The following is a 26,583-nucleotide window of genomic DNA, read 5'->3' as shown; positions in this document are numbered from 1 at the left end:
CTAGCCAGCTAGCATAAAACCCAAAATCAAAAGCAGTTTCCTAAATTTGATTTTGGGTTAAAAAGTTGTTCAAGTATGTCTAAAAAAGCTAGTAGTTAAAGCGCTTAAATGCTTCTATAGCTTCATATTCTGCTAGACCTAATTGGTCATACAATTGAGCTGTTTTTTTATTTCTGTCTTCGGCTCGTACCCAGAATTCTCTAGAATCATTCCCTTGAAACATTACTCTATCTTTTTGCGATTGATGGTACAAAATGGCTTGTCGTTTTAATAGTACTTCGTCTGGACTTAAAGGAACGGCCATGTCTATTTCGTGCAGGTCCCATTCATGCCACGCACCTCGGTACAACCATAACCAACAGGCTTTCATAAAAGGCTCTGATTTTAAGGCTTTCATAGCAGCAAAAATAGCATTAAGGCATACTTCATGCGTTCCGTGTGGGTCGGCGAGGTCACCAGCAGCAAAGACCTGATGTGGTTGAATGCGTGTAATGATTTCTTTTACAATAGCAATGTCTTCAGTCCCCAATGGATTTTTTTGAACCTTTCCCGTTTCATAAAATGGTAAATCCAAGAAATGTACATTTTCGTCTTTTAGACCGATGCATCTTACGGCTGCATAGGATTCTCTTCTACGTATAAGCCCTTTTAACTGTCGAACTTCTTCCGAATCGATGGCGCCTTTTGGTTTTGTTTTAATGGTATTTATGACCGATTGAAAATGGATATCTGTAGCGTTTTTGTGTGTAAAATCATGAGCCACTTCAGCAAATTTTAGTGCTTCATCATCTGTGACAGCAATATTGCCAGAAGTTTGATAGACTACGTGAACATCATGTCCTTGTTGGATTAATTTTGCCAAAGTACCTCCCATAGAAATGACATCATCATCAGGATGTGGGCTAAAGAGGAGTACTCTTTTTTGGGAAGGTTCAGAACGTTCGGGTCTGTAGGTGTCCTCAGTATTAGGTTTTCCTCCTGGCCACCCCGTGATGGTATGTTGTAAAACATTGAACATGTTAATATTCAGGTCGTATGCAGATTTTCCTGCTGCCAAAAGATCAGACATTCCATTGTTATTGTAATCTCTATCTGTGAGTTTAAGAATTGATTTTTGAGTGTGTTGACAAAGCCAAACAATGGCTTTCTTTTTTAGCTCTTCTGTCCAAAGACATTCTCCAACCAGCCAAGGTGTTTCTAATCTTGTTAGTTCAGCTGCGGCACCTTGGTCTAAAACAAAAGTTGTATTCGAATGATGTTGTAAAAACGTGGCGGGAACTTCGGTGCTAATTTCACCTTGAATGGTTCTTTTTACGATAGCCGCTTTGTTTTGTCCCCAAGCCAATAATACAATTCTTTTGGATCGCAAAATAGTAGCTACTCCCATCGTTATCGCTTTTTTAGGAACATTATTAATACCATTAAAATCACCCGAAGCGTCTACTTTGGTAATGTAATCCAGCGTAATGATTCTAGTTCCAGAGTTGATGTGAGATCCAGGTTCATTAAATCCGACATGGCCAGTTCTTCCAATTCCTAATAATTGAAAATCTAAACCTCCTGCATTTTTAATTTTCATTTCGTAATCAATGCAGTATTGATTAATATATTCTAAAGGAATGGTACCCTCGGGAATGTTGATGTTTTCAGGTAGAATATCTACATGGTTAAAGAGATGTTGATGCATAAAGTAATGATAACTTTGAACGCTTTCTTTGCGCATCGGATAGTATTCGTCTAAGTTGAAGGTGATTACATTGGCAAAACTTAAGCCTTCTTCTTTGTGCATACGTACTAATTCCTGATACACTTTGATAGGCGAGGAACCCGTGGCCAATCCAAGGACACATTTTTTATGCTTTTCTTGTTTGTAGCGAATCAAATCGGCAATTTCTTGTGCGACTAAAATAGAGGCTTCGGAAGCATTTTTAAAGATGACATTGTGAATTTTTTCAAAGCGGGTATCTTCAAACTGACCTGCAGGTTGGTAACTAATGGGTGATTTTGGTTTGGATACTATTTCCATAATTCTGATATATGTTTTTAGATATTTGATACGTTAGGTTGAATTGTTTTTTACCACATAGGAGAAGTATAGAATTTATAGTTTTTTAAAAGAAACCAATAGACGTTTTACTATTCACATAGCTTATCTATGTGAGAAATAGAGCTATTTCTATTGTTTTCTATGTTGATTTACGTTAATCTATGATTCTATGTGGTTACTCTTTTTTTATTTGTATTTCAACCATTGGTTGTGATTACTATTCTGTGAATGAATTTGATGAGGTATTATAACGAGTTATTCATTACAATACTAATGCCCTTACTTCTGAGAAATCAGGAGTAAAACAAAGAAAACTTGCTGGGAATCCGGGTTGGATTTTACCTAATTGATTTTCCATTTTTATGGCTTTTGCTACACGTGAAGTGCCCATTTTTATGGCTTCATCTACTTCAATATTCAAATGTTGTATGGCATTTCGAATGGCTTCTTCCATAGATATACTGGCACCTGCCAAATTGCCTTCATCATTGCGGTAGAAACCATTGTCGAGATGCGCATCAAAATTTTCCCATTTAAAATTTTCTACTTTTCGGCCTAAAAAAGCGGCATCTGTAATCAAAAACAGCTTGTCTTTTTTTAAGGCATAAGCTATTCGGGCTGCGGCATAATCGCAATGTGCACCATCCAAAATAATGGGTGCATAAATGGTGTCGTTTTCAAAAACAGCACCTACTAAGCCTGGCTCTCGATGTCCAAACTGTGTCATAGCATTGAATAAATGTGTTACTAATTGAATGCCTTTTGAAAAATAATATTGCGCCTCTTGATAGGTCATCGTTGAATGTCCCGCCGAGAGTACGATGCCACTTTCTAAAAGCAAGTCTAATTGGTCTTCAGTAAAACATTCTGGGGCAATCGTCATTACTTTTATGACGTCTTTCCCGTATTTGATGATTTCTTCAAGTTCGGTAGTAGTAGGTTTTCGAACCTGTTTTACGCTATGAGCTCCCCGTTTTAAAGGATTCAAAAAAGGTCCTTCTAAGTGCATGCCTAACACGCCGTTGTTGTATTTGTTTTTATAAGATTGGATGGCTTCAATGCCTTGTAAAATGGTTTCTTTTGAGGAAGAAATCAAACAAGGAAGCGTATGCGTAGTGCCATATTTCAAGCTTGTTTCATAAATGTCTTGTAGGGTTTCTTCTGTTGGATACTGACTAAAATAAAATTTTTCACCACCATTAATTTGAATATCAATGGCGCCAGCCGATAGGTGATTCCCTTTCAAATCTATCAGCTCAACGTGTTGCGGAATTTCATTTTGAATGGAAAGGATAACTCCGTTTTCGATCACCACAACGCTATCTTTGAGTAGTGCCTCACCGGTATGAATAATTCCGTTGTAAAGTGCTTTTTTCATTTTTTAAATGGTCATTAATTTTTTTTCAAATACTCCTCTAAAATCTGAAGGCAATACCATTCTTGTCGTGGTAAATGGAATGGCCCTTTGTACAAGTTTCCTTTGGCGGTTTGAGCAATGGTTCCGTCGCGATGTAAGTAACCAAACCATTCGCCATTTTGAGCATCATGGAATTTTTCATAGGCATACTCATGCACCATTTTGTGCCATTGTGCATATTTCTCATTGCCTGTCATCGTGAAAGCCAATAAAGTAGCGATAATTACTTCGTTATGAGGCCACCAGAATTTCATGTCCTGCCAATATTCTTGAACGGGTTTATCGTACACATCTTTGTAATAGAGAATGCCTCCATGTTCTTTATCCCATCCGCGGTCCCACATATAATCTAGCATTTTGCAGCCTAAGGCAATTAAATGGGGATCGTTGTTGCGGTATTTGGCTTCGTGCAAGATAAACCAAGCACCTTCGATTGCATGACCGGGATTTAGGGTGCGACCATCAATGTGATCGATGATACTGCCGTCGGGTGCCACTTGTTCCATTACACATCGAATGTCATCTTTTACAAAATCGCGTTCAATTTCATCAATCCATTTACTAATCCATTCATCGCAGCGAGGATCGCCAATCGTTTCTCGTAATTGTTGAGCTGTATTGATCATAATCATAGGAACTCCAATCCCTTTGGATGGTCGGGTTGAGGTATATTTGGGTTGTAATAACCCAGGAGTTGTTGCGTATTCGATACATTTTCCAAATAAAAAACGAGCTTTTTCAGCAACAGCTTCATCCCCGCTCACTTTTGCGTAAGCTGCCATAGCAATCACTGCAAAGGTTTCCGAAAAGAAATACCGTCTTTTTCGAATCGGTTGTCCTTGACGAGTGACGTGAAAAAACATTTGTCCATCATTGTCAAAGCAATAGTTGTTCAAAAAATCTACCCCACATTTTGATGCCTCTAACCATTCTTTTTTGGGTTCAACCGTTGCATAAAGGGTGGCCAATAACCAAGAAGCGCGACCCTGAATCCAGACTGCTTTATCGTCATCAATCAAACTTCCATCGTGATCACGCATCAGTAAGAACCCGCCAAATTGGGTGTCTATCGAGCGAGGAAACCAAAAAGGAATTGTATCGTGTACTAATTGATTTTGATAAAATTCTTTTAAGTTTTGAAGTTCTGTTTTTGAATAGCTCATTTTTATTATTTAATTATTGTCATTTATTTTTTTGATTACATTCACTTACGTAATTCGGATATGCCTAAAGAACATCCAGCGAAAAAGTGGAACAAGGCAATCCTTCTTCATTGATTAAATTGGCATTTGTAAAAGGTTTCCAAGCATACAATACTGATTGAATAGTTGTTCCTTTCGGTTGGAATATCACCACTTGATTGCCCATAATCTTCGCTTCGACGGCTATGTGTTCCCCAGTTTTTGATACGATTTCAAATCCTTTTAGGGGTTGTTGTTCTTTGGTCATCAGTTTTTTGACAGAGGCAAAAGAAATCCATAACGCATCGCCTTTTAGTGTTACTTTTACGGGTATTGGTCCATAAGCGACGATGTCTTTTTTATAGGTTTCCTTCAAAGCTATTCTGGCTAGTCGGTCACCGATTTCTTTTTTTTGTATTGGATGTACGTCTTTTTCATCACCATAATCGATACTTACCGCCATAGCACTATTAGGCGTTTGTTGAGACAAGTGACTTTGCATCGCTCTGAATTCTGGCCAAGAAGGACGATCGAGGCTAGAAAGTTGTACAAAATAAAAAGGGAAATTAGCCTTCCAAGCCTTACGCCAACTTGCTACCATTATCGGAAACAAATGTTCGTACCAATTGGTATTATGTGCATTGCTTTCGCCTTGGTACCAAAGTACCCCTTTGATAGGAAAGGATGTAACGTTCTTAATTCCTGCCTCAAAATTGTAGCAGGGTTCGTAGGGATGACGCTGTTTGGGATTTGTACTATTTTTTAAATTTATATCGGCTCTTTCTCTTACCCAAGGCATCAAAAAATCTGATTTGCGCCAGTTGTACAAAACATCTACTGCTTTGTTGTCGTGTTCCAAAGTGTAACGATCTATCCAAGATTCAATGGGAGAGCCACCCACGGCTACTTGTATTAACCCGATAGGGATGGTTTCTTCTTGGATAATTTTTTTCCCGAAGTAATAGGCAATTGCCGAGAAATCTTTGGCTGTAACAGAGTCGCATACTTTCCAATTTCCTGAGAAATAATTCAGCTGATTGGTTTTGGCCAAGGTCAGGGAGTCCCAAGCGGATTCATTGGTTTCTTGTATGGGTTGGTAATGAAAAAAACGCAATTGTGTATTGACTTTCGTTAATGCAACTTCGGCTTTTCCGTTTTCTGATTTTTTGAGTGGGAACGCCATATTGGATTGTCCCGAGCACAACCAAACATCACCTAAGAGGATGTTTTTCAAAGTAATACTTTTAGTTTTGGTTTTTGCTTGTATTTCAAATGGCCCTCCGTGAGGCATAGCCGGAAATTGAACGTTCCATTTGCCATTAGCATCGGTTACTACAGTTCTTTTTTGAGAATGAAACACCACTTCAACTTGATCTCCCGCATTGGCTTTTCCATAAATAGGAATAGGTTGTTGGCGTTGCAAAACCATATTGTCTGTAAAAATAGGTGCCAAAGCCAAATCGCCGAAGTTGCCACTGATAGCGGAATATACCGTAGTTGCCAAAATCGTAGCGCCTTCTTTGGAAGGGTGTAAAGCATCTGGGAAAAGGTCTGGGCGTGAGGATAACTTTTCGTGTAAATCAACTAACGAAACTTCATTTACTTGGGCAACGTGTTCGATCTGTGCTTGGATTTCCCAAAACCATTCTCTTGTGCCCGATTTGAAACGAGGATGTTCGTTAAAAATTGGACTCATCCTGCAGATGAATACTTTTACTTTTGGATTTTGTTGCCTTAAAGTGGTGATTAGTTCACTATAGTTGCTTTGAAAGTCTTGTTTATAATTGGGCCAATTTCGAGGATCGGTATCGTTGAGTCCCAAATGGATAATAGCAATATCCGGACGATAGGCGATTGCTTCTTTGTATTCGTTGGTTTTAAAATAGGGTTTGTGTCCTTTCTTTAAAAGTGTCGCACCACTGTGACCAAAGTTTTTTACCTCATACTCTTTTCCCAATAAGGATTGTAAAACAGACGGATAGGCCTCCGATGTTGGATTCCCCAATAAATACCCTGCCGTAACAGAATCGCCTATGCAAGCGACTTTGGTTTGTGCGAAACCCACATCAACGAACCAAACCCACATCAGGAAAAATAGACAATAAGATTTTTTGATAAAAGACATAGTGTTTTTTTTAAATAATCTACCGAGACGAAAGGTGAATCTCGCCTCAGTAGATACAACAACCAAATTTCAACTTAACCACTCAAAACAAATACGATTTATTTATGCTTCGCAATAATCATTGACCTGAGGTTTTAAAAAGCAAAGCTGAACTAGCAAAGCCAAAACGACGATGCCGGCCATCATTGCAAAGCCAAAACCTAAAGTTCCATTATCTGCGTATTTTCCTAAAATAGAAGTTACTATGGCGCCACAACCTACGCCTGTCATATTCAAAATTCCATAGGCAGTGGCTCTATATTTTGAAGAGACAAACTGACAAAGAATAGGCATATTATTAGCGTCAAACATGCCATATCCCACCCCAAAACAAAGGCCTGCGCTTACAATATGCACAATTGAATTTCCAAAGCCTATGAGCAATAGCGCAGGAATGGTCAAACTCAATCCAATAGCACTCGTGTAAATTCGACCTTTTATATTTTTTTGTACCCATATATCCGAGAGAAGCCCCCCAAATAGTACTCCAAGTAAGGAAGAAATAGAGATGGTTATGGTAGCCAATGGCCCTGCTTGTTCCATGGCGATGCCTAAATTTTCAGAGAATAAAGTAGGCAACCAGTTTTTGGTAGCCCAACCCGGTAAGCTAATGGTAGCAAAAAAGAATAATATAATCCAGAAAGAAAGATTAGAAAATAAAAGGGCAATGCCTTTTAAAACGTCCTTTTTTTCGGAAGGAGAGTCATTTTTTATTTCAGTTTTGGTACTTGTAGCCGTTTTTATTTCAGCCAAAAAGAAGATTAAAATCACTGCATACACAATGCCAATCAATCCAAAATAATGAAAAGTACTGTGCCAAGAATACGCTCCAGCAATGGTAGCACCAAAACCACCTAAAGCCGATCCCACATAAAGACCTGTCATATGAATTCCGATGGCCAAGGATCTGGATTTTTGTTGATGATAATCGGCAATAAGCGACAGTCCCGCTGGAATGTACAATGCTTCACTAACTCCCATTAAGGCTCTTAGCCAATAGACTTGTTGGTAGCTTGTAGCATATCCCATAGCATATGTTACTAATGACCAAACAAACAAACTGCCTACAATTAACCATTTTCGGTTCATTTTATCAGCAATAATGCCCGAAATAGGACTCATCAATGCATAAATCCAAAGAAAGATGGCCATTAAGTGACCAAAATTTTCTCCTGAAACCAATTCAGGGATGTCTTGCTCCATCGAAGGACGCATCGTGGCGAGCATCTGTCGGTCCATATAATTGAGCAATGCCACAAACCAGAGCAGGGCTACTACTATCCACGGATAATATTTTGAGTTTTTCATAAAAGTAATCATTACTGTATTTTATAAATCAGGATACTTCTTTGTAGAAGCGCTATTGATTTTATTCTGTTATCTTTCCAATCATTATATTAGGTGTTCGAACACCAGGTTTTATCTCGCCATTGGATAAAACAATAGCTTCTTCCCACAAACAAGCATTTGTAGTTACTGGAGTAAGGAAGGGTAATTCGCCTATTTTTTCCCAAGAATCAGTGATTGTGTCGTAGGCTAGAATTCCTCTGTAAAAACCTTGATGCTGGGTAACGAGTTCGTTTTTTTGGGCTAGTAGTACTTCTTTTTCTTTTGTAGTTTCGGCAAGTGCTATTTTTGATAAGTAGGTTTCTATTCGATGAAAAATTTCACCGTTGTCACCACCTAGAAGTAGAATTTTACTTTTGCCTAGAGGAACAGCAGCTCCTGCGGAATAATTCATAATTGTATTCCCATCAGTTATCGAGGCTACTTCTTTCCATTGTTTCTGGTTGAAGTTGTACGAAAAAGTAGTGCTGTGTAATTCGCTAATTCCTGAAACTTTTTTGGTTCTTCCTCCAAAAACAAAAAGGCACGGACCCTCCTTAGTCTCTTGGACTACCGCAGTAGCATTGGCTAATGCCAAAGGAAGATCGGCTAATCTTTTCCATTGCAAATGCGTTTCATTCAAGTTTAAGCTATAGAAATCTTTTGAGGAATTTTGTGTTTCATCTCCACCTACGGCATACAGTACTTTTTCGTAATTGCTTAAAGCGATGTTTGATAGTGCTTTGGGCAAATCTGGAAGATGATAGAAAGTGACTTCATTTTTTGCCTTTCCCCATTTTAAAAGATATCCTTTTTTAGAATAACCATTTTTATTTTCTCCTCCCACATAAGCCACTCCTAAGTCTGTGGACGTAACACCACAATAGGCTATAGGTTCAGGTAAATAGGTGTCAACTTCGGTATTCCAACTATAGTTGTCGCCTTTTTTTTCTAGGACTTGTATTGTGTTATAGTATTTTTTTTGTCCTCCTTCCCAAGGCATTTTTTCAGGAAAATTTGCGCCACCAGCCACGATCAAAACATCTTTGTGTACTCCATTTATCGCTCCAGCCAATCCTAATATTGGTTTCCCTTGTAGGTCTTGCATATGGGCGGCTGTTTTCCATTCTATGTTAGGATTTATATTTGTTTGAGCAAAAAGTGAAGTGCTATTTGGCATGATTATTAGGATTAGTGTGAAAGAAAACAGTAGATTTCTTATCGTTTTCATTTTTAATCGACGCTATTAATTCGATTTAAAGCTCTTAAAATCTAAACTTTGCACATCTTTTTGAAAGGCTTCAAATTGGGATGAGGTCATGTTTTTTACGGGTAATCTGAAATCTCCTAGATTCAATCCTGTGACTTTCATATATGATTTTCCAACAGAAATTCCACCATATTTTCCTAGTAATCGAATCATATTGATGGATTTTTGTTGTAATTCTCTTGCTTTCGTTAGATTATTGTTTTCGAAGGCTGCTATCAAATCATGGTATAAAGGCGCTGCATAATTAAAGGTACTTCCTACGGCTCCTTTGGCTCCTAATACTAAAGCGGAGAGCATATTTTCATCACGTCCCCAAAGCATGTCATATTTTCCTTCTTTATAACTCATACAGCTTTGAAAGTCCATAAAATCTTCGTGTGTGTATTTTATTCCTGCAAAATTGTCGAGTTGACCATCCAAAGCTTGTACCAAATCAAACATTGGAATGTTTACTCCAGTTAATACTGGAATATGATAGTAATACAGAGGCATATTGGGCACACTTTCACCTACCATAATACACGCTTGTGCCAGCATCTCTACATTGGCCGGTTTAAAATAAAATGGCGCCGTCAGCGAAACAGCATATAGCCCTATTTCATAAGCATGTTTGGCCAAATCAATACAATCGTTCAAGCAAGTTCCTCCAAGGAAAACCATGACTTTAAAATCAGCATCGTGATTAGAACAATCGGCCCAAGCTTGTGCAACCGCTTTTTTTTCTTCGAGTGTTAATGAAACACCTTCTCCTGTAGATCCGTTGATAAAAGCACCGGTTACTTTATTGCGTTTTAAAAAGGAATAATATTCGGGTATGCGACTACAATCTAATTGACCATTAGCATCAAAAGGAGTGAATGGTGCGGCTATAAGCCCTTGTAAATGAGTTGTTTTCATGTTTTTTTTAATCTTAATAATGGAGTGTAAAAGACCAAGCCGAACTATATGCATAGTCGACTCAGTCATTTTCAGTAAAAAAGGGTTTAGCAGTCCTTAATTTTGTTTAATCTTTGGATTGTAGTTGATGGTGTTTTGAGAAATTGGAAATAAGATGGATTTCCCAGTCATTGAAGGTACCCAAGATGTTTTATTAAAACGTACCAAATCCCACCAAGCTTTTCCTTCAAAAGCTAACTCTTTTAAACGTTCATTTAATATGGTATCGTCGTTTGCGGCTTGAGTACCATTAGTGAATGAAGCAGTTGCGTCTGCTCGTTGCATTACAAGATTCATCTCGGTTGTTGGATCTTGACCCAAAGCGTTTTTGATTTCGGCCTTCATCAAAAGAATATCTGCCCATCTGTAGATGATGATATCACTAGTAAATCTTCTTAAAGATCCATCTACAGTCCCGTTGTATTTCATTAAACCTGTAACAACATCGGCGGTATTGGCAGTATTTCTTAAGGTTAAGAAAGTAGCATCTTTTCTTGTGTCTGTAGCCGAAAAAGTAAAGCGAGAAGCATCGGGCTGTACTCTAGAAATTCCCGCATTTCCAGAACCAGAACCTAAAGTTCCGAACAAGGCAGTCGCTGCTGAGGCAGTCGCTCCAGAAAAATCTGAAGGACCTACATACATAAAAGAATTCCAATTGTCTTGTAAATTTGAAGTAACATCAGTCAAAGAATAACGAATGGCAAATACGATTTCAGCATTTCCTTTGTTAGCGTAACTAAAGACATCTTTAAAATTGGGTAATAAAGTTAAGGGAGTGATGGCATTTATTGCGGTAAGCGCCACATTCAAATCTGTTGTTCCGCCTCCCAATTGCTTAGCAGTCCATAGATAAACATCTGCCTTTAACGCATTGGCAGCTGATTTTGACAATTGTACCTTGTTGTTCGTTTCATCAGGAAAATTGTTCAACGCTAATTCTAAATCCGATTTAATAAAAGCAAAGGTTTCTTCAATTGTGTTTCTAGGAATGATATACTCGTTTTGATTGGTATTTTCAGTTGGAGTTGTTACAATAGGAACACCGCCCCAAGAACGCGCCATGATGAAATAAGCCAAAGCTCTCATAGTATAGGCTTGTGCCAAATAACGTTTTTGTTCTTTGACCGTTGCAGGACTAAAAGTGATAGTAGGCACATATTTTAAAATTAAATTGGCTTGTTGTACTACAGTGTACAATCCGCTCCAGTCTACATCAATATTTTGAGCATTGAGGTTGTTGTTGTAATAATTAGCGAGATTCAAAGGCGATTGAACACCACCTTTAATCTCAGCGCTGCGAGCTCCTCCCAACAAATAGTAATTTTGTTGCGTTTGAGTTCTAAAACTATAGTATAAGCCATTTACAGCAGCTTTGGCATCATCTTCGGTTTTCCAAAAGGCATCTGAGGTGATACTACTTTCAGATTGAAGGTCTAAATCATCAGCGCAAGATCCAAAAAGGGTAAGTCCTGCAACTAAAAATATATATAGGATATGTTTATTTTTCATGGTATTGATTTTAAAATTACAGACTAATATTGATTCCAAAAATGATATTTCTTGGAACTGGATAGGTACCTGTTGCTCCTGCAGAATTGAGTCCTTGGCTAGATCCTCCATCAATTCCTTGTACTTCTGGGCTTAATCCGCTATACTTGGTGAAATAGTACAAGTTGCTTCCCGTAACATACACTCTAGCTGAAGAAAGTTTGATTTTTTCGACAAAAGATTTTGGAACAGTATAACCAAGGGTGATTTCTCTTAAACACAAGAAGTCTCCACTTTCGTAATAACGGCTGTTACCTTGAAACATATTGGTGTTGTAAGCAGCTCCACTCGCTTCAGAACGGAAAAGGTTGTTTTGATTGGTTTGATCCGCCCAACGGTAACGAGGTACATTAGTGATATCTCCTTCTTTTTGCCAAGATTGTAAACTCTCAGCAATTAAACCGTAGTTTCCTTGAAACTGACCTACAAAACGGGCTCTGGCTTCGTTATAGATGGTAGCCCCCAAAGAATAATCAGTTCTAACAGTCAATGAGAAGCCTTTGTAATTTACATCAAAATTGAAACCTCCCACAAATTTCGGGAACATATTCCCCATAAATTTACGGTCTTTGCTATCAATTATTTTGTTTCCGTCAGTATCTTCGAAGATGGCATCACCAGGTAATTTTATACCATTAGGATTTCCTCCAGTTGCAGAAGTTTTACTAACATAGGTGTCTCTGTAGATGGCATTATACGCATCGGCTTCCGCTTGTGTAGACAAAATTTTGATTTGTTTATGCGCATAAAAGTCACCAATTCTTTGGCCTTCTTGTAATCCTCCAACAAATTTATATTTACCTGTTGCTGCATCCCAAACTTCAGTTCCACCAATTCGGTTATTCAAGTTACCATTAAATGGAAGTTTTTCGATAGTATTTACGTTGTGAGAGATAATGAAACCCGCATTGATTTTAAGATCTTCGTTATTATAAATAGCAGCATTAATTTCCATCTCAAACCCTTTGCTTCTTAAAGCTCCTAAATTGGTCAAAACGGTAGAGAATCCACTGTTAGAAGGTAAGGTCAAATTGGTTAACAAATCGGTAGTGAGTTTGTTATAGAAATCTCCAATCACGCGGATTTTGTCTTGGTGAATACCTAGATCAAAACCGATATTGTTGGTTTTTGATTGTTCCCATTTCAATCCAGGATTGGCAATTTGAGAGTTTACTATGGCAGCTTGTCCGTTGTAATTATTGGCCAAACCATTGGTAGAACCTGAATAAAGTCCTCCTGCTTGAAAATCACCAAGCGTTCCAAGGTTACCATTTACGCCATAACTGGCTCTCATTTTTAAGGAAGAAACCACTTTAGGTACATGTTGCCAAAATCCTTCTTCGTGCGCATTCCATCCTACAGAAACTCCTGGGAAGAATCCAAATTTATTGTCTGGTCCTAAACTAGAAGCACCATCATAACGGAAGGAACCCGTAAACAAATATTTGCCTTTGTAATCGTAATTCAATCGTCCGAAAACACCATTAATTACAAGTTTGCTGTTGTTTGCAAAAACAGATACTGGAATGGGAGAAGAATCTAAGGTTTCGGTTACATCCGATGCGCTGCCTTTACCTGCGGCATTGAATGCCTTAATTACTCGGTTGTAATTAGAGCCTCCTAGTTTGGCTTCAAAATTACCGATAGATTCTAACTCCTTTTTATAGGTGAAAACCCCTTCAAATTGTGTTTGAAAATAACGATTATTAAACTGTGAAGCATTTCTAGAGTTGTCCAAAACACCGGTCCCGTTCAAAAAAGCTTGTTGGAACACGTTGCCCGCATTGTTTTCGCTATACAAGGACATCGAAGGCACGAAATTCAAATCTTTGGTAATTCTCAAATCTGCATCCACACCAAGTTGTAATTTTTCGTTTTCGTTGATCCCTTTAACTTTACCCATTTGGTACAAAGGATTTCCATTGATGTTGTTTTGACCTGGAGCTAAAGATCCGTCTTCTAATAAAAATTTAGTAGTAGGTGCATTGCCTAAGTAACGGTTAAACACCACACTATTGCTCACGACTTGATTGTTGTTGGATCTAGCATAGAGCATTTTTCCATTCACTGTAAAGTTGTCAGCCAGTTTAAATGAAGCATTCATTTTGGAAGTAAAACGCTCATAGCCTGTAAAAATCGTAACTCCGTCTCCTTTTAAATAGCCTAAACTCAAATCGAATAAGGCTTGGTCATTTCCTCCACTAAAATTCAAATTATGGTTTTGTGTAATGGCATTTTGAAACAAAACATCATTCCAATTCGTGCTTTTATACATAATGATATTGGCATTGTTCAAAGGATCTACCATTTCTTGCCAACCTTTGCCTTGCAATGTGGCAATGGCATCTGGAGTTAAACTCGATTTGAGTAAACTAGCAAACGGAGTGCCTGATGTTAGGTTATTACCTGTTCCATAAGGAGTGGCACCGGCTAATTGATTATCTCTAGCGTTAGGACGAGAGCCTCCTAAGATGTCTGCCGCATTTTTTACTCCTAATCTCGAAAGACGGATGAAGTCTTCGCCTCCAAGAAAATTATATTTTTTGTTTACTTGACTAAATTGAGTAGAATACCCGTATGAAATTTTTGTTTTTCCAGGTTTTCCATTCGAAGTGGTAATGATAATTACCCCATTCGATCCTCTTGCTCCATAAATTGAGGTAGAAGCAGCATCTTTTAATACTTGCAATGAGGCAATATCCGCAGGGTTTATGTCGTCTATTTGCAAACGAATTACCCCATCAACAATATACAGAGGAGTGGCGCCCGAAGGATTGTCTATCGAGGTACCGCCACGCACCAAAATATTGGAGGCTTTACCCGGTTGTCCCGAAGCGGTTCGAACAATAACCCCACTCACGTTTCCTTGCAAAGCTTGAGTCACGTTAGAATACGGAACGTTTTCCAACACTTTTTTGTCTAATTTCGATACCGAAGTGGTTACCGCTCTACGGTTTTGAGAACCATATCCTACTACGATTACCTCATTCATTTGTTGGCCAATTTCTTTCAACACAATTAAAAGGTCTTTGTCGCCATCAATTTTAACAACTTGATCTTGAAGACCAATAAAAGTGGCTAGTAATTCGGTAGCTTCATCGGGAACATTGAGCGCAAAGCTTCCATCAAAATCGGTTTGTATTGCGATTTTAGTTCCTTTCACTAGAATGTTTACGCCAGGTAGTGGTTCCCCTTTTTCGTTTACTACCTTTCCCTTGATCTTTTTTTGAGTACTACTACTTTGAATTTTACTAATGGAAAGCTCATTTTTAGGTACTAATGAGATAACATTACCCTGAATGATCCATTTTACGGGAGCATTCATAAAAATTTTCTGCAATACATTTTCTATGGTCGCGTTTTTTACTTCCATAGAAACAGGGTCGATTTTGTTTAAAATGGCTACATCATAAAAGAAAACGTAATTGGTTTGTTCTTTAATAACGTTCAATACCTTTTTTGCAGGTACCTTTTTACCTGAGAAGGTAATGGTTTGAGAAGAAACAGCTGCTGAAACATGAAGGGTAAAAGCAATTATCAATACAGTTGATAACTTCATAACTTTCCAGAATTTAGGGGTAAGCCAAGAATTTCTTGACTTGCATTTTGGTAATAATTTCATACTTTTGTAATGAATTTGGTTAATAATAAAATTTCCTTGCTTGGTTATTGATTTGTTTTTCCAATTTTAATTTTCTTTTCAAGAAGAAAAATAAGCCAGCAATGCTTCCAACATGTGCTGGTTTTTTTTTGGATCACAAATCAATGTTTTTAGGGGATTACCCTTATTGTTTTTCCTTCTATTTTAAAATGAATGTTATTGGTTTCTAAAATTTTTAAGACGTCATCTAAATTCAACTCCCGACTGATTTCGCCATCAAAATTGCGCGCATTGACTCCCTTTTCAAAAACGATTGCTACATCATACCATCGGCTTATTTGTTGCATCACATTTTCAAGACTTGTATTATTGAAGTAAAACAAGCCTTTTCTCCAAGCCATTACTTCATCAAAATTTTCAAGTTTCTTTACACTTAAAGTTCCTATGTTAGATTGGGTGGCTTGTTGGCCAGGTTCCAAAAGTGACTTTTCTTTTTTGTTGCTTACGAGTACACTTCCTTCCAAAAGTGTGGTTTTGGTACTTTTTTCTTCAGGATAGCTGTTGATGTTAAAGTGCGTTCCTAGTACTTTTACTTCGGTTGCATTTGCGGTAACGATAAAAGGATGATTTTTATCTTTTGCTACTTCAAAATAAGCTTCTCCTGTGATAGTCACTCTTCTTTCGTTTTGTATAAATGTGGTTGGGAATGTGATGGAAGACGAAGCATTGAGCCAAACTTTAGTCCCGTCTGAAAGTACTACTTGAAATTGCCTTCCTCTTGGAGTCGTCATACTGTTTAGGGCGACTTGCTTAGTTTTTCCCCCAGAGTAAATTAAAGTTCCCCCATTTTTGGAAACTAAGGTGCTATTTTGATTAGCCAAAACGCCGTTGGCCACACTATCGAGTACAATTTGTGAACCATCCGCCAAGGTGAGTATTGCGCCCGAAGTGCCAGGGGTGATTTTGTTTTTCTCAACCGCAACTACAGTGGGAAGGGTTGTTTTTGGGGTGTAGTTGTAATAGCCTATTCCTAAAAGCAAGAGTATGCTGGCAGCGGCTACGATTTTTTTCCAATGAACATAAAGGGATATAGTTTCTTCCTCGTCTTGTTCTGATTTTGGATGCATTCTTTCTTTTAACGCTTCCATAAAAGTAGTGGTTGCCTCTGAGTCAGCGGACCCTTCTTGAATTTGATCATAATTTTTCCGAAGGATACCCTCAAGATCTTTGGCGTATTGCGGATCGTCTATCATTTGAAGTAAACGCACTTTGCTCTCAGCAGTAATTTCTCCTGAAACATACTGCCGCATTAACGTTTTAAATTCTTTTTTTTGATACATAGATTTATGGTTTTGAACGCATTACAACCCTTCTAAAAATAAAGACGCGTTGTGCTAGCGAAAGTGGCAATGAAAAAGTGAAAAAAAACAAAAATATTTTTTAAAAGTCTGATTATAAGCTTATTTTTTTAGAAAAAAAAATAAAGAAAATGAAAAAATTATCCAAAAACACCACCCATATTGACTGTTTAGATGTGTTCTTAAAAAATTGAGGGCTTCCAGCAAATGCCATCGAATGGTTCTTTTGGCTAGGCCTAATTCCTTGCTGATATAATCGGTGTCTTTGCCTTCTAATCGGCTCAAAATGAAGATGGTTTTTCGGGGATCAGTCAATAAATCGGCACCTTGAAGAATGATGGAATTGAGTTCTTCTAGTTCGTATTGATCGTCCGGTTTGAGAAATAATTCTTGTAGTTTTTCTTCTTTTAAAGAAGCGGTTTCTATGAGTTTTTTTCGAATATGAGAAATGATCAAATTGCGACTCACAATAAAAAGATAGTTATCAAAACTTTGAATTTGTTCTAATTTCTGTCTTTTTTCCCAAATTTTAATGAATACATCTTGTGCTAATTCTTCGGCTATCGGATAAGCTTTGACAAAACTTAGGGCGTGTAACACTACTTTTTTCCAATATTTTCCTACCATTTGTGTATAAGCCCATTCGTTGCCATTGGCAATTTGTGATAGGATCAAAGATTCATCGGTAGCCGTTGAGGATGAATTCATAAAATGGTTAAAATAGTGTTAAGGAATTGCAAACATAGGAAAATATAGCTGCATTTTCTTTTTTTTATTAAAAAAAGTATCCTTGCAAAAAGGGCTATTTCTTTTTGTTTTCTGGTGAAAAATTAATTAAAATAGGGAATAAAAGATAGCAGTTACTTTAATTTACTGTTTTTTGTGTAAAATTTAAATAGGACTTGTATTCGCAGTAGCTTATTCAACAATGGCTTTGTCATATTTCATTTTCCTAAGAATTCTAAGTGCTTCCTTAAAGGATAAATACACTTGTTTGTAAGGTTTTAGGAGGGCTTTAGCGTCTATTAGTTTTTGTTTGGCATCTTCAAATCCGTTGAGGTAGCAAATCATCAAGGTAGAAGGAAGGTTTTCCAAATCTTTTAATTCCCTATCGTTTAGCAATTGTCCTTTTTCTAGTTTGTGTAGCAAAGCATTGTTCGCATTGTAAATATGATACAACATTTTGGTGTTGAATTCCGGTGGTTCAAACAAAAATTTCCGATCTATTTTGTAGTAGCCATTGTCGTGAAATCGAATCGTTTGCTGCTCCAAGGGATAATAACTGGTTTTGTCATTGAGTCCCAAGGGTACATATTCAATAATGGTAAAGGTATCCTCGTCAAAAATGATTTCTACCACATCCTGAGCCGAATAAAACAGCTTGATTTGCTCATTAATTAAGGCAATATCAACTCTTGATAAATAAGTTTTTCCTTTGTAGGGTTTGGGTATTCCGGCCCAACAAATCACAAATAATTCCTTGAAAACTTTGTATTTGGGCGACATATCTTTGTGGCGAAAATTCATAAAATCAATCACACCATCTAACGTATAAGCAATGCTGTTGCGAGAATTGTTTTCTATGGCAATGACTGTTTCGGTGTTTTGATGCGGGCGTTCAATAACTCCTTCAATCGGGAGTGTATTGCTTCCCCTTCGGATAAAAACCGTATGGGCTACTATGGTATGAATTCCTTTTTTAAAGAAAGAAGTTTTAGCATTTGGTTTAATCGTCACGAGTCCCACCACTTTGTCTTTGGGCAAATGCGGAAAAGGAATGTTTTCGTACTGAATTTGAGGCGGGTTTTCCAAGAACGCATTGACTAAGTTTTGAATGCGGCTATCATCAAAAAAATCGTCGCCTACAATCGTATTGTCTTGATCTTCTACCCCCACAACGATATAGGAATTATTAGTAGGATTGGAGTTGGACAAAGCGCAAATATGTTTCAAAAACTTCCCTTTTCCCTCCCGAGAATGAAGATTCAACTGTCTTTTTTTGTCATAAAAACTGCTCTCATCATTGTGAGCTAATAGATTTTTGATAAGCAAGCGTTTGTTAATCATGACTTGGCGGCTTTTATAGACTTTAGGTCTCTAAAAGTACACTTTTTTGATGGTATAGTAAAGAAAAAGAACTACCTAGCTTTTTTTGAATGCAATAAAAGTCTAGATAGTTCTTGTAGATTAAAGTATGTTAATTCCTTTTTACAATAGTGGGCGAAGCCTGAGCCGTGGGATACACAATCAAGTCCGCAATATTCACATGATAAGGACGTGTCACCACAAAATGAATAATATCCGCAATATCTTCAGGTTTCAAAGGCGTTAAACCTTTATAAACAGTAGCAGCGCGTTCCGTGTCGCCTTTAAAACGCACTTCGCTAAACTCGGTTTCCACCATGCCCGGATGAATCCCACCCACGCGAATGCCGTACGGATTCAAATCCATACGCATGCTTTGGTTTAGCGCATCCACCGCATATTTTGACGCACAATACACATTCCCATTCGGATAAACCTCCTTACCCGCAATCGAACCAATGTTGATGATATGTCCCGATGCTTTAGCAATCATTTTTGGAATAATCGCTTTAGAAACATACAGCAATCCTTTGACGTTGATATCTATCATAGCGTCCCAATCCTCCATATCTCCATTTTGAATGGAATCAAGACCGTGGGCGTTTCCGGCATTGTTTACCAAAATATCAATATCCGCAAAGGCTTCCGGTAAAGACGCAATGCTTTCAAAAACCGCTTTTTTATCGCGAACATCAAAACACAAGGTATGAACAGGTGTAAATTGTTCCAAGTCTTTTTTAAGAGCGTCAAGTCTTTCTTTTCTACGGCCGCAAAGCACGATTCTGAATTTGTTTTGGGCCAAAAGTGTAGCGGTTGCTTTTCCGATGCCACTTGTCGCACCTGTAATTAAGGCAGTTTTGGTCATAAATCTGGTTTATAAATAATAAATAGTTTTTTTTGGAACAGCAACAAAGAGGGCTGGTCTAGTAATGACGTTTGTCGGCTTGGTTATGTAGCGGATTATGGAGGAATAAATTTTCGGTTAAGGACTAATATTTTAAAAACAAAACTATTTTTCCATTAAGCCAAATACCCAAATCCAATAGGGCATCTATTTTATGCAGGTGTTATTTTGTCTAAATTCTAATATACACCTTCTTTTTCTCTTATCTTGCCATTAAATGATCCTGAATCATTCTTCTGTATATGGATCTTGTTGAAATTGGGTTTTCCCACTTGTATTTGTCCGTCAGAAAAAACATAGAGATAAACATTTTTCAGAGTTTTTTTCCAAACTTCTTTATTTTCCATATCTACTATAAGGACTTTAACTTTGTATATGTCTGAAAAGAAGTAATCTGGCGATATGGATTTCAGAGTTACTTTAACTTTTTCATATTTTACTCCCTCAATATCCATTATTGAAACATTACGCATAATTTCAGTATCAGTCAATGGTTTGGCTGTCTCTTGAGAAAAAAGACTTGTAGTAAAGTTAAAAATCAGAAAAATCAGAAAAATTCTTAGTTTCATAAAAATTGCTTTAGTTGGAAAAGGTTTCTATTTTCGTTTAAATTGTAAATTTATAATTTTTTATTTGTATAAGGGTAGGCTATCATTTCGTTACCCTAAAAACGGCTGTTACGATGGTAAGTTAAAATTACAATTAAACCGCAAATTTTTCATACTTCAGTTTTCGTTTATTAATTGTCAGATTCGAAACTTTCTGACTTCTGTTAATGTTTTCAATTTTCACACTTTTGTATTGTAAACTTCTTGCGGAAACAAGTACTTATTTTCTAATTGATTTCATTTGTGTAACTCCCACATAACGCCCCGCTATCCGCTATATCTTTTGTATCGCTGGGCGAAAAAAACCCAGCGATACAAAAGGATGCCGCTCCTATCGGGGTTAAAAGGCAACAAATTACTTTTTTGGTTACATCTGAACTACTAAGGAACTTCGTGTCCCATACTCTCGGTCCAAATCGCAAACCAATCTTCTTGGTCCAAAACCAATTGCGATGCCTTGAGTAAATTCTGAATACGAGCAATATTTACAGTACCTGCTATAGGAATAATCTGCGCCGGATGTTTCAAAATCCAAGCCAATAAAATGGAATCAGCGCCCATTTCATATTTCGAAACCAAAGTGGCCAATAATTTTCGCAATCGAAAGGTTTGTATATTGTCCTGACGGAAAACACTCCCTAGCGGATTCCAACTCAAAGGTCGAATGTGGTGCAATTGCATATAATCAAGACTTCCATCGACCATTGGTTGAAAATCAGTCGCCGAAAATTGAATTTGGTTAAATGAAATCGGAGTTTTTTGTCGAATCAATTCCGTTTGTGAACTGGTAAAATTGGACACTCCAAAATCAATAATTTTACCAGCAGTTTTTAATTTTTCAACCGCTTCTGCAATTTCGTCGGCTTCCATCAACGGACTTGGTCGGTGTAAAAGAAAAACATCCAGAAAATCAGTTTTAAGATTTTTCAAAGAATTATCCACTGATTTGATGATGTATTCTTTCGAATAGTCATAATATTTCACAGTATTGTTTCTTTTTGCGGAAACCATCTGAATGCCACATTTCGAAATCAATTGTACTTGTTCTCTATTAATTTTAGCGTTAAATAGTGCCTTTCCAAATTGAGCTTCAGTGGTATAGCTGCCATAAATATCAGCGTGATCAAAAGTGGTGATTTTGTTTTCAAAACAGATTTTGATGAGATTTTCCATCTCTTTGGTTTTGAGATTTTTGTCCCAAATGCCCCAATTCATAGCGCCAGCAATAATAGGTGATAAAGAAGATTTAGTCATGTTCGAATTTTGATTATTTTTTAATTTAACCTGCGTTTAAAAGTTAATTCTTCAAAGTTCATAAAAATTAATAGATACCATCATAATTCTTACTTAAAATAGTAACAAGCGCTGTTTTTTTAACCAATTTTTAACACTATACCTCTAAAAAAAAATTCAATTTGCACCATCAAAATTAGCTACAATAATCAAAAAGAATAAAACTATAACGATGGAAGAAAATACAACAACTTTAGACATTAGAGCAATCAATGAGAAAATAGAAAGGGAGAGTGCTTTTATAGATTTGCTTACCATGGAAATGAACAAAGTTATTGTGGGACAAAAACATATGGTAGAGCGATTGCTAATCGGGCTTTTAGGTCAAGGACACATACTGTTAGAAGGAGTGCCAGGATTAGCCAAAACATTAGCTATCAATACCCTATCACAAGCCGTTCAAGGTTCTTTTAGCAGAATACAATTTACCCCAGATTTATTGCCTGCTGATGTTATTGGAACCATGATTTATAACATTAAGCAAAATGAATTCTCTATCAAAAAAGGACCTATTTTTGCCAATTTCGTGCTTGCCGATGAGATCAATCGTGCACCTGCCAAAGTACAATCCGCTTTGCTAGAGGCGATGCAGGAAAAGCAAGTAACCATTGGTGATACTACCTTCAAATTAGACAAGCCCTTTTTGGTATTAGCCACACAAAACCCGATTGAGCAAGAAGGAACCTACCAGTTACCAGAAGCTCAAGTCGATCGTTTTATGCTGAAAACAGTAATTGACTATCCTAAAATGGAGGACGAACGCCATGTAATTCGTCAAAATTTAAAAGGAAGCTACGAAAAAGTAAATCCAGTAGTCTCTGTAGAACAAATTTTACGTGCGCAAGAAGCCGTTCGTGAAGTGTATATGGACGAAAAAATAGAAAAATATATCTTGGATATTATTTTCGCAACGCGTTACCCTGAAAAATATAAACTAGCCGATTTGAAACCTTTGATTGGTTTTGGAGCTTCACCTCGTGGAAGTATCAATTTGGCCAATGCGGCTAAATGTTATGCGTTTATCAAACGTCGTGGCTATGTAATTCCTGAAGATGTTCGCGCAGTGGTTCACGATGTATTGCGTCACCGTATTGGTGTAACCTACGAAGCCGAAGCTGAAAATGTAACTTCGGTAGACATCATCAACAAAATCGTAAACGAAATCGAAGTACCCTAAAAAGTGACTAATAATTAGTGAATAGTAATTAGCTTTTACTATTCACTAATTACTATTCACTAATCACTTAATAAATGGATACAAAAGAGCTTTTAAAAAAAGTACGAAAAATAGAAATCAAAACCAGACGATTGAGCGATCATATCTTCTCTGGTGAGTATCATACCTCTTTCAAAGGCCGCGGAATGACGTTTAGCGAAGTGCGTCAATACCAATATGGTGACGATATTCGCGCTATCGATTGGAATGTAACAGCACGTTACAACGAAGCCCACGTCAAAGTTTTTGAAGAAGAGCGCGAATTGACGATGATGTTAATGGTCGATATTTCGGGCTCTGAAAATTTTGGCTCTACCACTCAGTTCAAAAAAGAAATTGTCATTGAAATTGCCGCGACTATGGCTTTTTCGGCCACTCAAAATAATGACAAAATAGGTTTGATTTTGTTTTCTGATGAAATAGAATTGTACATTCCACCCAAAAAAGGACGTTCTCACGTCTTGCGTCTGATACGAGAACTAATCGAATTTGAGCCTAAAAGCCATAAAACGGATATTGCTCAAGCCTTGAAATTTCTATCAAGCACTCAAAAAAAGAAAGCGATTGTGTTTATGATTTCTGATTTTATGTGTGAAAACTACGAGCAAACCTTGAAGATTGCTTCCAAAAAGCACGATATTACTGGAATACGAGTGTACGATATTCGCGAAGAAAAAATGCCCAATTTAGGAATGGTGACGATGCTCGATGCTGAAACAGGACGTACTCAATTGATAGATACGGGTTCAAAAACAGTTCGAATGAATTATGAAAAATATTATCAAGATAAAGTAAATTATTTCAAAGAATCTTTTCGTAAGTCAGGCTCAGGAGTAGTGAATACAAGAGTCGATGAAAGTTATGTGACCAAATTATTAAGTTACTTTAAATCTCGTTAAACTAGCTTTTTCAGAGTATTAAACTCTGAAACGGTTAAAGTTAAAAACCAATGAAAATTAAACTTTACCTATTATTTATTGTTCTATCGACTTCTCTTTTTGCTCAGCAAAAACAAGTGTTGACGTCTATAGACACCACCAAAAATAAAATTGGTGCCGAGTTTAAATTGACCCTTAAAACCACCGTGAAGGCTACTTCCAAGGTTACTTTTCCTAACCTAAAAAATGTAGGACCACTTGAAGTAATTGAATCTTATCCGATTGACACCGTTAAAAAAAATGACCAACTGGAGTTAATCAAAAAATATGGTTTGACTCAGTTTGATTCTGGAAAATATACCATTCCTTCGGTTAAAATTTTAATTGACAAAAAACCTTTTTTCTCGGATTCTATTAAAGTGGAAGTAGCCAATGTTGCTGTTGATACTTTGAAACAAAAAATGTACGATATCAAAGGTATTATCAAAGCACAAAATTCTTGGGGCAATTGGTGGTTGTACCTTTTGATAGCTCTTGTTATCATTGGGGCAGTAGCCTATTGGTATCTCAAAATTCGTAAAAAAACAGTAGCACCAGAAGTTGTCGTTTACAAAACGCCTATCGAAAAAGCCACGAGTTTATTGAATACTTTAGAGCAAAAAGAGCTTTGGCAAAAAGGCGATGTAAAAGCGTATTATAGTGAATTGACCGATATTGCTAGAAATTATATAGAAGAAGCCATTGCAATTCCAGCGATGGAAAGTACCACAGCGGAATTAGTTGCGGGATTAAAAGCAGCTTCTCAGAAAAAGAAAATGAAGTTATCTCAAGAAACGATTGAGAATTTAGAGCGTGTTTTGAAACAAGCCGATTTGGTAAAATTTGCTAAATCAAAACCCCTAGATTTCGAAATTACCGAGGATAGAAACAAAATTCAAAAAGCGATTTTAACCCTTGATAATGCAATACCTGTAGTAGTAGAATCTGAAGAGGAAAATGTGTTGAACGAAGCACAAAAACAAAAGCAATTGCAACTGCAATTAGAAAAAGAACGCAAAGCCAAAATCAGAACTTATGTTGGTTTGGGTGTAGGAATAGTAGTTGGAGTATTCTTATTTTTTGTGGTGACCAAAGGATTTATGTACACGGTACACTCTATTATCGGACATCAAACCAAAGAATTATTAGAAGGAGAATGGGTGAAAAGTCAATATGGAAATCCTGGTGTAATCATTGAAACTCCAGAAGTATTAACGCGTGTCGATTTGAAAAAAGCATTACCAAAAGAAGGTTTGGCTTTAATTAAAGACATGCAATCCTTTGGTTATGGAAGCTTTTTGGATAATTTCTATTTAATGGTCTCTACTTATAGTTTCAAACAAGAAAATGCCCTCGATTTGTCAAAAGCCCTCGAAGGTTCTATAAAAATGATGGAATTACAAGGCGCTCAAAATATGCTCGTTAAACAAGAAGATTTTGAAACTCCCGAAGGATTAAAAGGTATTAAAGGATACGGAACATTCTCCAAAGTTGACGATCAATCCAATAGTAGTACGAAATTGTATTATGAGATATTATTGTTTAGTCAAAATGTTGGATTGCAACAAATTATGATTTTACACGAAGAAGGAGATGAGTACGCTATAAAAATAGCAGAACGTATATTGAATTCTGTTGAATTAAAACTAACAAGAAATTAATGGAAAAAATCACTTTTTTAAATCCTGAGTTTTTTTGGTTGTTCTTGTTACTACCAGTGGTTATTGCTTGGTTGTTTTGGAAAAAGAACCAGCAAGTAGCCTCGCTTAAAGTGAGTTCTACAGCCGGTTTTCAAGGCAAAAAATCATTTTGGGTGTTGTTGAAACCGTATTTGAGCGTGTTTAGAATTTTGGCCTTAGCGTCGTTGATAATCGCAATGGCTAGACCAAGAACAGTCGATGTAAGCAATAGAACCAAAACTACCAAAGGAATTGATATTGTTATGGCAATTGACGTTTCAGGAAGTATGTTGGCCAAAGATTTAAAGCCCAACCGTATGGAAGCTTTAAAACGTGTGGCGGCGAGTTTCGTAGACGAAAGACCTAATGACCGTATCGGTCTAGTAGTCTATGCTGCCGAATCCTACACTAAAACTCCTGTGACTAGTGATAAAGCCATTGTTCAAGAAGCCATCAAAAGCATAAAATACGACAACGTTTTACAAGACGGAACTGGAATTGGGATGGGATTGGCGACAGCCGTAAACCGTTTGAAAGACAGCAAAGCTAAAAGTAAAGTCATTATTCTCTTGACGGATGGAGTGAATAATGCTGGTTTTATTGAGCCAGAAACCGCTTCAGATATTGCCAGACAATACGGAATCAAAGTCTACACTATCGGTATTGGAACAAATGGAATGGCAATGTTTCCTTATGCAATCGCACCGAACGGAGGCTTTTTGTTCCAAATGATGAAAGTAGAAATCGACGAGCAATTAATGAAAAACATAGCCCGAAAAACCGATGGTAAATATTTTAGAGCGACTAGCAATGACAAATTAGCACAGATTTATAACGAAATCAATAAACTCGAAACGACAGAAATAGAAGAATTGAAGTTCTATGATTATGATGAAAAGTTCAGATTTTTTGTATTGCTAGCGGGACTATTGTTACTTATTGAAGTTGGTTTGAGAAATACAATATATAGAAGTTTCATTTAAAACATTGATTTAAAAAGGATTGTTTTAAATAAAACAAAAATCAATTTTTA

Annotated in this window: 19 protein-coding genes; 4 read left to right on the top strand and 15 right to left on the bottom strand. The window is 37.0% G+C overall.

The genetic code is table 11. The annotated features are described in order from the left end of the window. Positions 1–88: 88 nt before the first annotated feature. The 15 genes from nagB to ACSVH7_RS02235 form a co-directional block, all read right to left on the bottom strand. Complete coding sequence (gene nagB, locus ACSVH7_RS02305; protein WP_438065076.1) at positions 89–2,026, bottom strand: glucosamine-6-phosphate deaminase; 1,938 nt, start codon at positions 2,024–2,026, stop codon at positions 89–91. A gap of 283 nt (positions 2,027–2,309) precedes the next feature. Then, positions 2,310–3,425 (bottom strand): N-acetylglucosamine-6-phosphate deacetylase, encoded by a 1,116-nt coding sequence (nagA, locus tag ACSVH7_RS02300; RefSeq protein ID WP_438065075.1) that lies wholly within the window; start codon positions 3,423–3,425, stop codon positions 2,310–2,312. Positions 3,426–3,439: 14 nt separating this feature from the next. Then, positions 3,440–4,627 carry an AGE family epimerase/isomerase gene (locus ACSVH7_RS02295; protein WP_438065074.1) on the bottom strand — a complete coding sequence of 396 codons (1,188 nt, stop codon included), beginning with the start codon at positions 4,625–4,627 and terminating at the stop codon, positions 3,440–3,442. Positions 4,628–4,691: 64 nt separating this feature from the next. Further along, positions 4,692–6,770, bottom strand: coding sequence for a GDSL-type esterase/lipase family protein (locus tag ACSVH7_RS02290; RefSeq protein WP_438065073.1), 2,079 nt, complete (start codon positions 6,768–6,770; stop codon positions 4,692–4,694). A 102-nt stretch (positions 6,771–6,872) separates the two neighbouring features. Continuing rightward, complete coding sequence (locus ACSVH7_RS02285; protein WP_438065072.1) at positions 6,873–8,117, bottom strand: MFS transporter; 1,245 nt, start codon at positions 8,115–8,117, stop codon at positions 6,873–6,875. Between the two features lie 61 nt (positions 8,118–8,178). Continuing rightward, positions 8,179–9,366 (bottom strand): kelch repeat-containing protein, encoded by a 1,188-nt coding sequence (locus ACSVH7_RS02280; protein ID WP_438065071.1) that lies wholly within the window; start codon positions 9,364–9,366, stop codon positions 8,179–8,181. A 15-nt stretch (positions 9,367–9,381) separates the two neighbouring features. Continuing rightward, positions 9,382–10,302, bottom strand: a complete 921-nt coding sequence (locus ACSVH7_RS02275; RefSeq protein WP_438065070.1) for a dihydrodipicolinate synthase family protein — start codon at positions 10,300–10,302, stop codon at positions 9,382–9,384. A 96-nt stretch (positions 10,303–10,398) separates the two neighbouring features. After that, positions 10,399–11,850, bottom strand: a complete 1,452-nt coding sequence (locus ACSVH7_RS02270; RefSeq protein WP_438065069.1) for a RagB/SusD family nutrient uptake outer membrane protein — start codon at positions 11,848–11,850, stop codon at positions 10,399–10,401. A 16-nt stretch (positions 11,851–11,866) separates the two neighbouring features. Further along, positions 11,867–15,448 carry a TonB-dependent receptor gene (locus ACSVH7_RS02265; protein WP_438065068.1) on the bottom strand — a complete coding sequence of 1,194 codons (3,582 nt, stop codon included), beginning with the start codon at positions 15,446–15,448 and terminating at the stop codon, positions 11,867–11,869. 212 nt (positions 15,449–15,660) lie between these two features. Next, positions 15,661–16,830 carry a FecR family protein gene (locus ACSVH7_RS02260; RefSeq protein ID WP_438065067.1) on the bottom strand — a complete coding sequence of 390 codons (1,170 nt, stop codon included), beginning with the start codon at positions 16,828–16,830 and terminating at the stop codon, positions 15,661–15,663. A gap of 120 nt (positions 16,831–16,950) precedes the next feature. After that, a complete protein-coding gene (locus ACSVH7_RS02255; RefSeq protein ID WP_438065066.1) occupies positions 16,951–17,556 on the bottom strand; it encodes a sigma-70 family RNA polymerase sigma factor in 606 nt (201 codons plus the stop codon). Positions 17,557–17,766: 210 nt separating this feature from the next. Then, the gene (locus tag ACSVH7_RS02250) at positions 17,767–18,915 is read right to left on the bottom strand and encodes an ATP-binding protein (protein ID WP_438065065.1); all 1,149 of its coding nucleotides are present in this window, start codon (positions 18,913–18,915) and stop codon (positions 17,767–17,769) included. Positions 18,916–19,045: 130 nt separating this feature from the next. Then, positions 19,046–19,798, bottom strand: a complete 753-nt coding sequence (locus tag ACSVH7_RS02245) for an SDR family NAD(P)-dependent oxidoreductase (RefSeq protein WP_438065064.1) — start codon at positions 19,796–19,798, stop codon at positions 19,046–19,048. A 218-nt stretch (positions 19,799–20,016) separates the two neighbouring features. Then, positions 20,017–20,406, bottom strand: a complete 390-nt coding sequence (locus tag ACSVH7_RS02240) for a hypothetical protein (RefSeq protein WP_438065063.1) — start codon at positions 20,404–20,406, stop codon at positions 20,017–20,019. A gap of 420 nt (positions 20,407–20,826) precedes the next feature. After that, a complete protein-coding gene (locus ACSVH7_RS02235; protein ID WP_438065062.1) occupies positions 20,827–21,699 on the bottom strand; it encodes an aldo/keto reductase in 873 nt (290 codons plus the stop codon). Positions 21,700–21,910: 211 nt separating this feature from the next. Between ACSVH7_RS02235 and ACSVH7_RS02230 the strand changes: the two genes are divergently transcribed. From ACSVH7_RS02230 to ACSVH7_RS02215, 4 genes are all read left to right on the top strand, one after another. Further along, the gene (locus ACSVH7_RS02230) at positions 21,911–22,915 is read left to right on the top strand and encodes an AAA family ATPase (protein WP_438065061.1); all 1,005 of its coding nucleotides are present in this window, start codon (positions 21,911–21,913) and stop codon (positions 22,913–22,915) included. Positions 22,916–22,989: 74 nt separating this feature from the next. Then, complete coding sequence (locus tag ACSVH7_RS02225) at positions 22,990–23,853, top strand: DUF58 domain-containing protein (RefSeq protein ID WP_438065060.1); 864 nt, start codon at positions 22,990–22,992, stop codon at positions 23,851–23,853. Between the two features lie 50 nt (positions 23,854–23,903). Next, a complete protein-coding gene (locus tag ACSVH7_RS02220) occupies positions 23,904–25,532 on the top strand; it encodes a hypothetical protein (protein ID WP_438065059.1) in 1,629 nt (542 codons plus the stop codon). Next, positions 25,532–26,533: a vWA domain-containing protein gene (locus tag ACSVH7_RS02215; RefSeq protein ID WP_438065058.1), complete on the top strand. Its 1,002-nt coding sequence runs from the start codon at positions 25,532–25,534 to the stop codon at positions 26,531–26,533. The genes ACSVH7_RS02220 and ACSVH7_RS02215 overlap by 1 nt, the downstream gene beginning before the upstream one ends. Positions 26,534–26,583 lie beyond the last annotated feature (50 nt).

This window comes from Flavobacterium sp. TSSA_36, assembly GCF_051547165.1.
In the GTDB taxonomy this organism is placed as follows: domain Bacteria; phylum Bacteroidota; class Bacteroidia; order Flavobacteriales; family Flavobacteriaceae; genus Flavobacterium.
This window is presented reverse-complemented; position numbering and strand designations above follow the sequence as displayed.

What these genes read in the sequence shown, in the direction of transcription:
- ACSVH7_RS02230 (WP_438065061.1), top strand. Translation starts at nt 21,911, where the DNA reads ATGGAAGAAAATACAACAACTTTAGACATTAGAGCAATCAATGAGAAA.
- ACSVH7_RS02245 (WP_438065064.1), bottom strand. Translation starts at nt 19,798, where the DNA reads ATGACCAAAACTGCCTTAATTACAGGTGCGACAAGTGGCATCGGAAAA.
- ACSVH7_RS02255 (WP_438065066.1), bottom strand. Translation starts at nt 17,556, where the DNA reads ATGAATTCATCCTCAACGGCTACCGATGAATCTTTGATCCTATCACAA.
- nagB (WP_438065076.1), bottom strand. Translation starts at nt 2,026, where the DNA reads ATGGAAATAGTATCCAAACCAAAATCACCCATTAGTTACCAACCTGCA.
- nagA (WP_438065075.1), bottom strand. Translation starts at nt 3,425, where the DNA reads ATGAAAAAAGCACTTTACAACGGAATTATTCATACCGGTGAGGCACTA.
- ACSVH7_RS02235 (WP_438065062.1), bottom strand. Translation starts at nt 21,699, where the DNA reads ATGACTAAATCTTCTTTATCACCTATTATTGCTGGCGCTATGAATTGG.
- ACSVH7_RS02290 (WP_438065073.1), bottom strand. Translation starts at nt 6,770, where the DNA reads ATGTCTTTTATCAAAAAATCTTATTGTCTATTTTTCCTGATGTGGGTT.
- ACSVH7_RS02215 (WP_438065058.1), top strand. Translation starts at nt 25,532, where the DNA reads ATGGAAAAAATCACTTTTTTAAATCCTGAGTTTTTTTGGTTGTTCTTG.
- ACSVH7_RS02250 (WP_438065065.1), bottom strand. Translation starts at nt 18,915, where the DNA reads ATGATTAACAAACGCTTGCTTATCAAAAATCTATTAGCTCACAATGAT.
- ACSVH7_RS02285 (WP_438065072.1), bottom strand. Translation starts at nt 8,117, where the DNA reads ATGAAAAACTCAAAATATTATCCGTGGATAGTAGTAGCCCTGCTCTGG.
- ACSVH7_RS02270 (WP_438065069.1), bottom strand. Translation starts at nt 11,850, where the DNA reads ATGAAAAATAAACATATCCTATATATATTTTTAGTTGCAGGACTTACC.
- ACSVH7_RS02275 (WP_438065070.1), bottom strand. Translation starts at nt 10,302, where the DNA reads ATGAAAACAACTCATTTACAAGGGCTTATAGCCGCACCATTCACTCCT.
- ACSVH7_RS02260 (WP_438065067.1), bottom strand. Translation starts at nt 16,830, where the DNA reads ATGTATCAAAAAAAAGAATTTAAAACGTTAATGCGGCAGTATGTTTCA.
- ACSVH7_RS02220 (WP_438065059.1), top strand. Translation starts at nt 23,904, where the DNA reads ATGAAAATTAAACTTTACCTATTATTTATTGTTCTATCGACTTCTCTT.
- ACSVH7_RS02225 (WP_438065060.1), top strand. Translation starts at nt 22,990, where the DNA reads ATGGATACAAAAGAGCTTTTAAAAAAAGTACGAAAAATAGAAATCAAA.
- ACSVH7_RS02295 (WP_438065074.1), bottom strand. Translation starts at nt 4,627, where the DNA reads ATGAGCTATTCAAAAACAGAACTTCAAAACTTAAAAGAATTTTATCAA.
- ACSVH7_RS02240 (WP_438065063.1), bottom strand. Translation starts at nt 20,406, where the DNA reads ATGAAACTAAGAATTTTTCTGATTTTTCTGATTTTTAACTTTACTACA.
- ACSVH7_RS02280 (WP_438065071.1), bottom strand. Translation starts at nt 9,366, where the DNA reads ATGAAAACGATAAGAAATCTACTGTTTTCTTTCACACTAATCCTAATA.
- ACSVH7_RS02265 (WP_438065068.1), bottom strand. Translation starts at nt 15,448, where the DNA reads ATGAAGTTATCAACTGTATTGATAATTGCTTTTACCCTTCATGTTTCA.